At 29.2% G+C, this 13,629-nt stretch carries 10 protein-coding genes; 5 read left to right on the top strand and 5 right to left on the bottom strand.

Translation table 11 applies throughout. The features are described 5' to 3' along the window. Positions 1-170 precede the first annotated feature (170 nt). From CD121_RS01210 to CD121_RS01225, 4 genes are all read right to left on the bottom strand, one after another. Positions 171-3,134: a DNA-directed RNA polymerase subunit alpha C-terminal domain-containing protein gene (locus CD121_RS01210; protein ID WP_126567302.1), complete on the bottom strand. Its 2,964-nt coding sequence runs from the start codon at positions 3,132-3,134 to the stop codon at positions 171-173. Positions 3,135-3,206: 72 nt separating this feature from the next. Further along, the gene (locus CD121_RS01215) at positions 3,207-4,406 is read right to left on the bottom strand and encodes a restriction endonuclease subunit S (RefSeq protein WP_126567303.1); all 1,200 of its coding nucleotides are present in this window, start codon (positions 4,404-4,406) and stop codon (positions 3,207-3,209) included. Beyond that, positions 4,399-5,955: a type I restriction-modification system subunit M gene (locus CD121_RS01220; RefSeq protein ID WP_126567304.1), complete on the bottom strand. Its 1,557-nt coding sequence runs from the start codon at positions 5,953-5,955 to the stop codon at positions 4,399-4,401. Before CD121_RS01220 ends, CD121_RS01215 begins: the two co-directional genes overlap by 8 nt. Positions 5,956-6,000: 45 nt before the next feature. Then, complete coding sequence (locus CD121_RS01225) at positions 6,001-8,796, bottom strand: type I restriction endonuclease subunit R (RefSeq protein ID WP_126567305.1); 2,796 nt, start codon at positions 8,794-8,796, stop codon at positions 6,001-6,003. A 345-nt stretch (positions 8,797-9,141) separates the two neighbouring features. Here CD121_RS01225 and CD121_RS01230 point away from each other — a divergent pair, with 345 nt between their 5' ends. The 3 genes from CD121_RS01230 to CD121_RS01240 all read left to right on the top strand — a co-directional run bounded on the left by CD121_RS01230 (position 9,142) and on the right by CD121_RS01240 (position 10,715). Next, positions 9,142-9,447 (top strand): SdpI family protein, encoded by a 306-nt coding sequence (locus CD121_RS01230; protein WP_257214178.1) that lies wholly within the window; start codon positions 9,142-9,144, stop codon positions 9,445-9,447. A 261-nt stretch (positions 9,448-9,708) separates the two neighbouring features. Continuing rightward, on the top strand, positions 9,709-9,891 hold the full coding sequence (locus CD121_RS01235) for a hypothetical protein (protein ID WP_126567306.1): 183 nt from the start codon (positions 9,709-9,711) through the stop codon (positions 9,889-9,891). Between the two features lie 191 nt (positions 9,892-10,082). After that, positions 10,083-10,715 (top strand): class I SAM-dependent methyltransferase, encoded by a 633-nt coding sequence (locus CD121_RS01240; RefSeq protein ID WP_185817736.1) that lies wholly within the window; start codon positions 10,083-10,085, stop codon positions 10,713-10,715. Between the two features lie 259 nt (positions 10,716-10,974). Here CD121_RS01240 and CD121_RS01245 read toward each other — a convergent pair whose 3' ends face one another. Then, the gene (locus tag CD121_RS01245) at positions 10,975-12,120 is read right to left on the bottom strand and encodes an MFS transporter (RefSeq protein WP_126567308.1); all 1,146 of its coding nucleotides are present in this window, start codon (positions 12,118-12,120) and stop codon (positions 10,975-10,977) included. Between the two features lie 686 nt (positions 12,121-12,806). Here CD121_RS01245 and CD121_RS01250 point away from each other — a divergent pair. Next, complete coding sequence (locus CD121_RS01250) at positions 12,807-13,286, top strand: HTH domain-containing protein (protein WP_126567309.1); 480 nt, start codon at positions 12,807-12,809, stop codon at positions 13,284-13,286. Positions 13,287-13,300: 14 nt separating this feature from the next. Next, on the top strand, positions 13,301-13,621 hold the full coding sequence (locus tag CD121_RS01255; RefSeq protein WP_017637593.1) for a hypothetical protein: 321 nt from the start codon (positions 13,301-13,303) through the stop codon (positions 13,619-13,621). Positions 13,622-13,629: the final 8 nt, after the last annotated feature.

Consider the following 13,629-nt stretch of genomic DNA (forward strand, 5'->3'; position numbering starts at 1 on the left):
ATTATCTGCTTTATATTTACTAATCCAAGTTGCAATTCTATCATTTTGATCATTATATTAAAGTTTATCTAGTTTAATTTTATATACATCATAGGTATCAGTTATTCCATCTACCGTTAATCTAGTAGTCAAATCAGTTTTAATTAAATCATTTGTATTTATTTTTGTCATTAATATTCAAACTCCTCATAATAATAATTTAAATCTAAATAAACTTTTTCCATTATTTCATCGTAATACATGTTAGTTCTCTTAATTACTTCAGTTAATTTATAATACTCGAAATTCACATCATACTTTTCATTTATAAATTCCGTCAAATCAAAAATATCTATCATTTTCACTTTAGTTACTTCTTCTTCAATTAAATCCCTAACAGTAAAATCTTCATCTCGTTTCAGGAGATAATTTCCACCAATTTTATTACTATATATATTATCTAAACCTCTTAAAATAGACCGATAGAATATAGGTTCAAAACCAAATGAATCAATTTGTTCATTGTCAATGGTCTCAATTATATTATTAATAGACCACACTTTCTTATCATTTGATTTTTCTAAAACTTTCATTCTAAAATCCTCTAATACATCTGATGTTAATCCTATCTCATTAAGTTTCTTTCTAGTAATAAACATTTTAGGCGAAAATTCCAACAACTCCATTGTTTTATACTTATCATATATCCAGCTATTAAATGAACTTAAATTCCATATTCTTTTATCTATATCCGTAAAATCAACAATATCCATATTATTATAAAAATGCTTGTTAAAGTAATCAAAAGTTGTATCATATTCGCTTTTTAAAGCATATGATGTGAATGTTTTATAATTCAAATGTTTTAAAATAATTGATAAGTCTACAATATTATAATCTAAATTTTCTTTTAAATCCTCTATAAACATGAAATCATTATCGTCAAGAATGCTTTCTATATATTTAAGTTTTTCTTCATTAATTGGACTAAAATTACCTTTAATATAATCATCAACAATATATTTATCTATATAGTCTAAATAATTGGCTTTGACAGTTTGTTCTTTAATTCCAAATTTTTCATAATATAAATGCACAAACTCGTCTACATAAAGAGGTGCATACTCAAACATCAAGTCTTTCACTTGTTGTTCTCTATTAACATTACCAATTGATATAGTAGGCATCCTATTTAACTTTATGTTCAAATTATTTCTATTTTCTTTAGTTCTTCTGATTATATTATGCAACTCATTCTCATGTTTAATATTATAACTTTTCATAAGTGAAGGATGATACTTAAATAAAATAAGTGTTGATATCTCAACATTTTTCCATTCCTCAAAATTAATTTTTTCGTAAAACAAATCCCAATCATATTCATTATAATTATAGTATCTATAGTATTTTTTACCACGACTTACAGCATTTGAAATATCACTTAATCTTTCTTCGATATATCTAATATCAATATTAAATCCTTCTATATCTAACCCTAAATCTTCAAGAAATAAATTAATTATTTCTGATAATTCATTAACATGTAATATATCTTCTCCAAATTCTTCTAATACATAGTCAATTATACTTGTTTTCGATATTGAAATTAATTTATTTCCTATTTCGATTTTTCCTTCTAATTGTTCATTCCTAATGCTCTTTTTTAATTCTGTTGAAGCTTTATCATCATTTAGAATTTCTTCCCATGAATTGAGGCCTTTTTCATATCTAACAGATAGATAGTAATATAAGTTATCGTTGAACAACCGTTTATATTGCTTATTATCTAAATCATAGTTACTAAACCAATATGCATTTTCATCTTCTTTAAATATTTGATTAGTACTATTAATAACTTTTTTTACTACTTGTCTTACTCGTTCTCTTGAAACACCTGTAGCATTACCTATTTCTTCTAAAGTTTTACCTTCTAATCTTAGTTTTATCATTTCTAATGTAGTTTCATTATAATTTTCGGCTGTGTAAAATAATATTGATGGTTTTTTTGAATAAACTTTATCAAGTTCATCAATTGAAATTAAATCTAATTCGATAAGTTCATCAAAATACTTATAAATATCTAAATTCAAGAAATGGTTACTCAATTTATTAAACATTTCGTTTTTACTATATAAGCGTGTACTATTTTTCACGTAGGCATATACTATCTCTTGTGCAGTCTGTTCATTAAACTCCAAATTTTTAATACAATCATCCATAAGTTGATTTTCTAATAACAAATCTATTTCATGATTAATAGAAAACTGTTTACCATTCAATACTTTACTTATAGTATCGTTTAAATCCATTTGAATATTATTTAATATATTTTCCCTCATAACTAATAAATAACTATATGAGGATTCTTTTAAATAAAGCCTTGAAATATCACCTATAAAATATTCATACTTATTCCTAACAACAACTTGATTTAAAAGTTTTTCGAGAACGGCATTCAAAGTTTTTTTCGATATATATGATTTCATGAGCCATTCTTTATATGAAGTTGAAAGCAGATTATCTATTTTATTCAGACTATGTGTAAGTATTAGTTTCTGTTCTTTATTAGAAAAACCTTGGTCTTCAATATTTATTTCATCTACATATCTAGATTTAGAAAAATATTTTATCGTCACTTTAGAAAAAGTTTTAGGTATATTTTCTAGAATAATATCTCTAATATCCTGATGAGGATTTTTATATACTAGTTTAAATAAATCTCTATCAATTAGATTCATTTTTTCTTTCACTTGGCTACAAATACTTTGAATTTCATTTATAAGACCATCATTAATATTTCTTAATTTCTTAATATCCTCGTAACTCAAATCCAAAAATATACCCATTAGTTTTATATTATTAATTTTCAAGACATTTAAAATGTCCTTATCATCAATCATTTCTTCAATATTCACAGACCTTAACGATTCAATAGTCATGTCTATCGGTATATTAATATGGACTTTATAATCATAAATCATATTATCTCTAAAACTTTGAATTTCTTGAATAGATTTAGCACCTAAATTTCTAATTCTTCCTAAATCTTCATCAGTAAGATTTTCTAATTGAGAAGTATAAATATAACCATTTTTTATTAATTGGTTTTTACTACGATTCGACAAAGTCGAATCACTTATCTTAAAATCTTCCATAAAATTCCCCTAACTTTTTATAGGATTGGTTTATTACTATATTCAGCAATTCCCATTAGTCACTTCTCAGAATTAGATGAACACTTTCTGTAAAAAGCCTTGTTTACGTTTTTGTAATAGCGCAACTTTATTTGATTGATTATCTATTAATTGCTCTATTTTGATTAACGTACTAGATATTTTTCTTTGTTCCTCAATTGTAGGCAATTTAACGATAATACTATTAATAGAATCATTATTTAGTGTTATACCTTTAACAGCTTGTGCGCCAAATGTACTAATGTTGATTGAATTTAAATAGTAATACATATATTCAGTATCAACATCATCTATTTTCCACTCAAAATGACATATAGCTTCATTTGTAAATAAAGGTTCTTTTACTATGGCTAGCTTACCCAAAGTGAGTTTAAAACTCATAATCAATGTATTTTCTTTAACTTTAAAATGATTTGAAGCCCCCTCTTCTGTAATTCCTTTATTACCTTTGTATAAATATTTCTGAGTCATTCCTGCAATAGATAACCAATTTTGATTTTCTTCATTCCAATATTTATTATTTTTAGTACTTGGAGTAAACCCTTTGTTAACTTTTGCGACATCTTCTATTTTCTTTAATATCCATTCAGGATAATCGTTGCCATTTTCGTCTTTGAATCTTAGTTCTTGGGAGAAGATTTTTTGCATGTATCCTTTTTTCTGTTGTTCTAATAATTTTAGTTTTTTCTCTTCTAATTCGATTTGTTTGTCGAGTTTGCTAAAAAAGTCACCTATTTTTTGTTGTTCATTTTTATTAGGTAAAAAAGTTCTAATACTGTAAAAATCTGAATGATTTAAGTCTGGGATAGTAGATGTGCCAGCTAATGATAGTATCCTATTGTTTATTTTCGAAGATTTAAGTAATTCAAATAAAAACAATCTATCGTATAAATTCTTATCGAAAGATATTTTGAAGAAATTATTATGAAAAGCTCCGAAAACACCTGTTATAACTTTTCCAGTATTTCCAGTACGAGTCATTAAGATATCCTCTTCATTGGCAATAACCGACTTAGGTGGATTTTTAATAAAATATTTTGTTTTACTATTAGGCTTTAAAAATTCATTAGTTATATAAAAATATAACCCCTCTTTATACTCTGTCTCTCTGTCGTTAATAGCAATCTGCAAACCTTGGTTAGTTTTAGTGAATTCACCAAAAGTCTTCTCTTCCCACTCATCTTCAAATCCTGGAAATCTCAATTCAGGAACGTTCTTTTGTGTATTACTCATCTTTCAACACTCCTAGTTCTTTCAGGTACTCATTGATTTCTGATTCGACGTCAGCGATTTCTTTATCAATAGCTTTAAGGTCTTGTTGTACTTGGTCTAAATCAATAGGTTCTTCTTCTTCGAATGTGTCGACATATCTAGGGATGTTTAAATTGTAGTCATTTTCTTTAATATCATCTAATGTTGCGACATAACTATATTTATCAATTGTTTCTCTGTTACTGTAATTTTCAATAATTTTATCTACATCTTCGTCTGTAAGATGGTTTTGGTTTTTACCTTTTTCAAATGATTGTGATGCATCGATAAATACGACATTGTCATCTGTTTCACGACATTTTTTAAATACTAAAATACATGTTGGAATGCTTGTACCGTAAAAAATATTTGCAGGTAAACCAATGACCGCATCTAAATAGTTCTTTTCTTCAATCAAATATTTACGGATAACGCCTTCTGCAGCACCACGGAATAAAACACCATGCGGTAAGACTACCGCCATTGTTCCTTCATCGTCTAAATAGTGCACCATATGTTGAATAAAAGCGAAGTCAGCTTTTGATTTAGGAGCTAATTTACCATAATTACTAAAACGTTCATCGTCATTAAATTTACTATCTGCTGACCAATTGGCACTGTATGGTGGGTTTGCGACAACTGCATCAAATTTTTCGTCCATAAATGCAGGATCTTCTAATGTATCTGCATTTTGAATATCAAAGTTTTCATAACGCACATCATGTAATAACATGTTCATTCGAGCTAAGTTGTATGTCGTATTATTACGTTCTTGACCATTGTAACGATACACTTTCGTTTCTTTACCAACACGTAATAGTAATGAACCAGACCCACATGTAGGGTCATAGACATTTCTTAATTTATCTTTACCTTGTGTCACGATCTTCGCTAAGATTTTAGACACTTGTTGAGGTGTATAGAATTCGCCTGCTTTTTTACCTGCATTTGCCGCAAAGCGACCAATTAAGAATTCATAAGCATCACCTAACATATCTATTTCCATATCACTATGCACAAAAGGTAGTTCTGATAAATGCACCATGACTTTACTTATTAAAGCCGTTCTATCTTTTACCGTATTACCTAATCTAGTTGAACTTAAGTCCATATCACTGAACAATCCGATAAAGTCTTCTTCACTGTCTTGTCCTAAAGTAGAAGTTTCAACTTTACGAATCGCTTGTGCTAAATGTTCAATATCGAAACGTTGATTTTCAATTTCTTTAACCATACTGCTGAATAAATCTTGCGGTTCGATATAGTAACCAACATTTTCAATTAATTCTTCTTTGAGATCTTCTCTATATTCCTCGTCTTCCCATGCTTCTTCGTAAGTCATATCTTCATCAGATAATGCTTCAGCGACTTCTGCTTCTGCCTTCTCAGATAAGAATCGATAGAAGATTAAACCTAAAATATAATTACGGAATTCACTCGCATCCATGTTGCCTCGTAAATCATTCGCAATAGACCATAGACGCTTATGCAATTCCTGTTGTTGTTGACGTTGCTTTTCTGTAATAGACAATGTGTCCTTCCCCCATTAGTGATTATTTTGTATATTCGTTTTTTATTAGCTATATTTCTCTGTGACTTCTTCGACGAATGATGCGACGGCTGCTTTGGTTTGTCTCTTTTCACGTAGTTTCATGCCTGATACTAAATCTTTAACTTTATCGTTATTAAGAATGCCACTATATTCAAATTCGCTAGTAATGCTTTTTAACATGTCTTCATCAATTGATTTTTGACCTGCAAAGTTATTAAATTCTTCTTCTTTTTTCGCATTTTCAAAGGTGATATATGCTTCATCAAGATTCTCATCTTCTGATAAATCCGGAATAATCTTATCCATAAATTCTTTAATTAAATCGCGTTTTAATCGTAACTTAGGATCATCTGCTGTATCTAAAATTCGTCTAATTTGTTCACGGTTACGTTGTTGTTCTGCTTTATCCGTTAAGTCAATTTGACGTACTAAATCCATAATGTAAGACACATTAATCGTATCGTTACGTAGTATCTCAATTTCAAAATCGATGTCATTTAAAATCGATACTTTATTTTTATCATTTTTTAGTGGTTTGACTTGGTCATAAATCGCAAAGTACTTACTCTTATAATCTTCAAAATCTTGTTCTTCAATACCAACACTTGAAGACGTAAATTCAAATTCATCAAAGGCCTTCATTCTTAATATGAGTTTAGATAATAAGCGATACGCTTCTACAAAGGCTTTCTTTTCATCGTCACCCTGCACTTCATCCATGTGTTGTGGTGATGGCGCAATCGCTTTTAATTCAGCTAAAGCATCTACGAATTCAGCTTTGTATTCTTCGTAACTCTTCATTAACACACGATCTGTATCTTCTGTTTGTGAGAATAATTGTAGTGCATTGTCAGTCGCTTTTTTTAAGTCACGATAGTTCACAATTTTACCGAAAGGCTTCGTTTCTTTTTCAACACGGTTGGTACGTGAATAGGCTTGAATTAAATCATGGTATTTAAGATTCTTATCAACATATAATGTATTCAATACTTTACTGTCGAAGCCTGTTAAGAACATATTAACGACAATTAAGACATCAATTTTATTGTCTTTAACACCTTTTTTCACATTTTTAGAAACATGATTAAAATATTCTTGGAACGTGTCTGTTGTAAAGTTCGTGTCAAAATTTACGTTATAGTCTTTCATCATTTTATCCAAATGTTCACGTGCCGTTGTTGTTGGTACATCATTGTCACTTTCTTTTGTTTCTTCATTCGGACCAAATGAATAGATACCTGCCACTTTTAATGGGCGGTCATACTCTTGATTCACCTTGTTAAAGGCTTGGTAATATTTAATTAACGCAGGAATACTTTGTACCGTTAAGATACTTGAATATTGTCTATTACGTGTGTATTTATCGTGATTTTCAATAATATGTCTGACAATGAGTTCGATACGGTCATCTGCCATCCACACTTCATCTTTATTAATATCTTCGACCATATCTTCTGTTTCAGTTTCAATAGTCTTCTCTTTAATAGTATTAATATAATCAACAGAGAACCCTAATACGTTGCCATCATGAATGGCATCCTTAATTAAATATGTGTGTAGGCATTTGCCAAAGATATCTGCTGTACTACGCCCATCTTGGCTTTTATTTTCTTCAAAACGTGGTGTACCGGTAAATCCAAAGTATTGTGCGTTATTAAAGTGCTGACGAATAATACGATGCATATCACCAAATTGACTACGGTGACACTCGTCGATGATGAATACGACTTTATCTGTTTTATATTGTTCTAAAGCGTCTGCATTGTTTTGAATGGCTTTAGACATTTTTTGTATTGTAGTAACAATTAACGGTAAGCTTTTGTCGTTCAATTGACGGACTAATTGTGATGTGTTGTTTGTTTTATCAACGGCACCTTTTGAGAATTTATTAAATTCTTCTTCAGTTTGACTGTCTAAATCTTTACGGTCTACTAGGAAGATAACCTTTTTAATATTTTCTTGTTCTGATAACACCTGACTCGATTTAAATGACGTTAAGGTTTTACCACTACCTGTTGTATGCCAAATATAACCGTTATTAGCTGTTTCTGTTGCTTGATGTATCAACGCTTCTACAGCATGTACTTGATACGGACGCATCGCCATTAATACTTTATCTGTTTCATTAATAATCATGTAACGTGAAATCATTTTCGCAAGATGACAAGGTCTTAAAAACGTTTCAGTAAAGTCATTGAGTGTGTTAATACGTTTATTATGTTTATCACTCCAATAAAACATATGACTCTTATAAATTTCGCCATCATTATTAGAAATATAGCGTGTTTCGACACCATTACTAATAATGAACATTTGGATATAACGGAATAGACCTGTGTAGTTTTGCTTACGATATCGCATCACTTGGTTAAATGCTTCATTAATATCTACGCCACGACGTTTGAGTTCCACTTGGACGAGTGGTAGCCCGTTAATAAGAATCGTCACGTCATATCTAGCTTTGTATGTATCTTCAACAGACACCTGGTTAGTCACTTGGAATTTATTTTGGCACCAATTTACTGTATCTAAAAATGATAAATATACTTCTGATTCATCATCACGTTTTAATGGTAATTTGTCGCGCAAGATACGCGCACTTTCGAAGATCCCTTTACCATTGATCATTGTTAATAGGCGTTGAAATTCTTTATCTGTTAATGGTTGGCCATTTAATTTATCTTTATGTCGTTCATTTAATATAGAACGGAAATTATCTAATAGTTGTTCATCGTTTCTAATCGTTACGATTTCATATCCATTTTCTTTTAATTGATTCATCATTTCCTTCTCTAAGGAAAACTCACTTTGATACGCCAAGATACCCCATCCTTCGTTTTCTACTATTAATTAAAATATATCATAATACCTATATTTCTCATAAATAAATTTAATATTAATTGCCAATGTAACTGTGTATAGTTTGAGTTTTGTAATATTTATTAAAATTCGTAATACAAATCCAGAAAAAGTGAAGTTGGAAATGTGTCAGCAATGGTTAACAGAAATTTTTGCCTATAGTATAGTGAAATTAATAAATGAATTATGAACTAATTTATGCAATTGCTTATTTTTACAAAGAAATACATTATTATTTGAGCTCTCAAGATGACATATAAGAAAAGAGTGTTGATGTTAGTGATACTGTTACCTATGAGTTTTTTTATGATTGTAATATCTACTTTATTTAAAAATACATACCCTAATGATAGAAATTCTTTTTATGGATTTAGATCAAAAAAATCTATGAAAAGTGATGAAAACTGGGTTAAAGCTCAACGTTACTTTGTTTATTACACTAGAATGATATTTAAGTATACTACTGTAATATCTGTCTTATTTTTAATAGTCGATATTATTTTTTTAATGTGCAAACTAGAGAATTCATTAATTGTTTCCATCTTGATTCAAACAGGATTGATTTTCATATTACTTGGATACCTTTATTGGATTGTGAATAAAAAAATCTAACAAATGATTTCTATTGGAGAAGAATAGATAAAAAGGAGAAGTTATGATGAAGCATCTTCGGAGATTTTTATTCTTTTTTGTATTTATTTTTATAGTTCATTACGTTATTGACTGGATTTTAGGTAAAGATTTTTCATGGGGTGACTGTCTAGCAACCAGTATTATATTAGCTTTGTTTTTTACTCCAACTTCTGATTTACTGAAGGATAAAAATAAATAAAAGTTCGATGCTAGTACTTATAGATGAAAGAGGTCGATGATATGTCTACATTAAGAACTATTTTAATAATTTTTATATCTATTTTTGTTGGTAATATGGTATTGATGATTTTCGAAAGTGCTCCAATCAATATATGGATTGTTAGATTAATTGGTGGCATCGCCTGTGCTATTACTGCCTTGATAATTACTCGCTATTATCAAAACAAAAATTCTAAAAATTGAAAAACTATCATAGTCAGATATTGACTTAAAATACAAAAGACAACTTTTAATTAAGTTGTCTTTTTTCTGACTTTGCAATAAATCCTACATATTCCGTAAGGTAATAAGACTTATATGATGAAATATAAAACAAAAAGTAGTATTTTAAAGTTGACGATTTCTATATGATTACTCAAAAAGGGGATTTATTTATGCGGTTTATGGATATTTTTAAAAATTGGGCAAACGATTATGACCAAACAGTTAACGGTAATAACGAGGAATATTATGATGTATTTTATAACTATAATGATCTAATTTCACAAATATCTAAAAAGGTTTATGGTGATGTTCTAGATATTGGTGCTGGTACCGGAAATTTAACAGAGTTAATGTATAAAAATAATGATATAAAAAACATTTTGTCTATTGATCCTTCCAAAGAAATGCGCGAAGTTGCTAAAAAAGATAAGAATATTGATATTGAATATGGACACTTTTTAGATATTCCTACAACTAAGAAATTCGACTTTATTGTTGCTTCATTTTCTTTTCATCACCTTACTTATAAAGAGAAAGATACTGCGTTTAAGAATATGAAAAGGCATTTAAATACGGATGGACGTATTATTATATTAGATACGTTATTCAAAGATGAATTATCTAAAAAAGAAATTATAGAGAAGTATACAAAAAAGAACTACATTAATTTAGTTGAAGACTTAAAAACTGAATACTATCCCTATCTAGAAGAGATAGACACTTTACTTAAGAAAAATGATTTCCAATATACTATCACTCAAAAAAATACTTTTGCATGGGAAATTATCATAGAAAACAAATGATGATTTATGATATTAACAGCATACACTAGTGTTTAAGAATAAACTTCATTGTTTTGAACGTAATAAGAAAAATAAAAAATAAACTATATTATTATAGATAAATGTATCCCCTCAAAGTTAGATTCCAATTCTAATTTTGAGGGGATTTTTCGTTGATAAAACATACAAATTTCGTTTTAAAAATAAAACCATGAATATAAAGAACATATGCCCTGTTCAACAAAATCGACCATTCTTCTAAAACACTTAGATTTACATATTAGCTATGTTGTATACGAGATTTAAACCAAATCATTCCTAAAATTGCTGATAATGCACATGATAGGGTTAGTAATACAATATGACTGTTTTCTATTAAAATGCCTCCAACGACAGAACTTAATGTGATCCCTAAATACATGGCAGTTTGATTCCATGACATGGCACTGCCTGATGTTTCACGATGACGTTTAGATATAAAGGCTTGAAAGGCTGAAAATACAATATAGCCACTAATACCTAATAATGTTAATAAAGGATAAACTAGATAGATATTTTTAAACGTAATACCTACTAGTACTAAAGCAATGGCTAGTCCGATAAATGTGCTAGAAATCAATGTGTTATTTTTTAAGCGATCGGAAAGTACGCCACCTAGTAGACTACCTACAAGTGCACCAACACCATAAAATACAAAGGCAACACCCACAATACTTGAATTTAAATGATTAATATCTCGTAGTGCACTGCCTAAATAAGTGTATAAACCGTAAATCGCAAATGCCCAAAATGTAGTCACAACAACATCTTTGATAATAGGAGAAAGTGTTTTAGCATCAAGCTGACGAGTACTTCCGGAATTAATATGATTTGGATAAATAAAGATGATTAAAATAGCACTGATGATTGAAGTTATTGAAAGATATAAAAAGACAGTTCTCCAATTTGTAATGTTACTTAAAAGATTTCCGAGTGGCGCACCAATCCAAATTGAAGTTAAAAATCCAGAAGTTGCTATTGATAGCCATAGTCCTTTTTTAGAAGACGGTGCAAGATCTCCTGTAATAGCAAATACTGAAGACGTAATCATAGATGCAGAGGTACCAGCAATAATTCTACTAATTAACAGTAATACAAAGTTGGGAGTTAAAAAAGTTAAAAAATTAGATAAAGCAAAGAAGATTGAACCAACAACTATATTACGTTTTTTCCCCCATTTATCCGCTAATATCCCAAATATTGGAGCCATGATAGCATACATAATTGAAAATACTGTCACAGACCAACTAGCTTCATATTTAGAGATATCAAAATTTTGTTGAATGTTTGGCAACACAGGCGATATGACAAATAAATCCGTACCAATGATAAATAACGTAATCCATGAAATTACTAATTCTAGTATTTTAGTAATTTTAATATTCACGACCAACACCTCTAAAATTTATTATCTATATATAATTGTAATCCTTTTAATTTGAATTTTAAAATTAATTACAATTAATCAATTAATGGATTATTTTTTTAAAGGATAACGATATTATTTAGACATTTGACGAGAATACAAAAGCAATCACCCCAAAGGTGGATATTCAATCCACCTTTGGGGCTTTTTAAATACATTAATAACCCTTTCAATTTCATTCGACAATTCATAAATCAACACACCACAAAACCAAAATCGAAATTATTTTTTCAAAGAAAAAATAATTTTTAACTGCACGTTCTCTCCTTATACTGCAACACATCCCTATCCCCTCCTCCAAATGAAACTTTGTTCATTCCAAAGTTCAAGTTCAAGAGAAACAATTTTCAATTGTTTCTTAGTTTACAACTTGAATACGTAAAAAAGGAGGAAGAGACATGACATATATTCAAGTTTATATTGAACTATTAATAAAAAACAGTGCCCCACCATAATCACAAATCAATCATTACTAAGACGACTAGAACCACGACACATTTTGTCAGTGGTTCTATTTTTATTTCTACCAACTTAAAACACTCAAAACATCATGATAAAGCGTTTTAAATCCATATCTACAAAATCATTGAAACGACAATTATCAAGCAACTTTTTCAATATAATATGGCTAGGGAGGGCACGACACTGTGGGGTACAAAACAAAAAGAATTTTATCTATTTATAAAAAATTGTTATCTAACCATCACGTGAACGTCAAACATATGGCTGAATTTTTTAATACAAATGAACGAACAATTCAAAGAGATATTAAAGATATTAAGTCATTTTTAAATACACATAATCAAACAATAATATACGAAAAATCAACATGTAATTATTATTTATCACATCAACTCACCCAAGACGATGACCCTACTTATATCAATGTAACTTATGAAATGACTTATCAACTCTATAGACAATTAAACAAACAATATGAAACGTATACCATTCAAAGAACGCGTCAAACAATCACAGTGGTACTTGCGATATCAGAATCTGATGCACTTAACCTCTGTTTCATGTATCGACATTCTTTACGTTTGGTTTCACCTCAAACATTAATTGAGACATTTAGCAAAGAATTATGGAAATTACAAAATAATTATATATTAAACAAAATTTAAAGGAGATTAACCACATGAAAAAAATTCTAATACTATTAACTTTACTAATTACTTTTGCGGCGGCTTGTTCTAATGGCCCCGCAAAACAAGCTGAAGGAAAATGGAAAAACAGTGAAGGTCAAGAACTGACAGTTAAAGACGATAAATTAAAAGTTAACATTGAAGGATCTACAGTTGAAGGAACGATTAAAGACGATGAAGACCATAAAGATTTAGCTAAGATCAAATTGGTAGGTGAAACAGCTTACGTTAAAGTCAAAGATGACACACTTACAGTTACCGAAGAACCCGGTGAAGCAGCAGATGACGAAACTACATTCACACGTGTGAAATAATATTTTAA

The organism is Staphylococcus pasteuri, from assembly GCF_003970495.1.
Taxonomy (GTDB): Bacteria; Bacillota; Bacilli; order Staphylococcales; family Staphylococcaceae; genus Staphylococcus; species Staphylococcus pasteuri.

Excerpts from the sequence above, each read along its gene's own strand:
- CD121_RS01235 (WP_126567306.1), top strand. The coding sequence starts at position 9,709 with ATGTCTACATTAAGAACTATTTTAATAATTTTTATATCTATTTTTGTT.
- CD121_RS01240 (WP_185817736.1), top strand. The coding sequence starts at position 10,083 with ATGCGGTTTATGGATATTTTTAAAAATTGGGCAAACGATTATGACCAA.
- CD121_RS01210 (WP_126567302.1), bottom strand. The coding sequence starts at position 3,134 with ATGGAAGATTTTAAGATAAGTGATTCGACTTTGTCGAATCGTAGTAAA.
- CD121_RS01255 (WP_017637593.1), top strand. The coding sequence starts at position 13,301 with ATGAAAAAAATTCTAATACTATTAACTTTACTAATTACTTTTGCGGCG.
- CD121_RS01215 (WP_126567303.1), bottom strand. The coding sequence starts at position 4,406 with ATGAGTAATACACAAAAGAACGTTCCTGAATTGAGATTTCCAGGATTT.
- CD121_RS01230 (WP_257214178.1), top strand. The coding sequence starts at position 9,142 with ATGATTGTAATATCTACTTTATTTAAAAATACATACCCTAATGATAGA.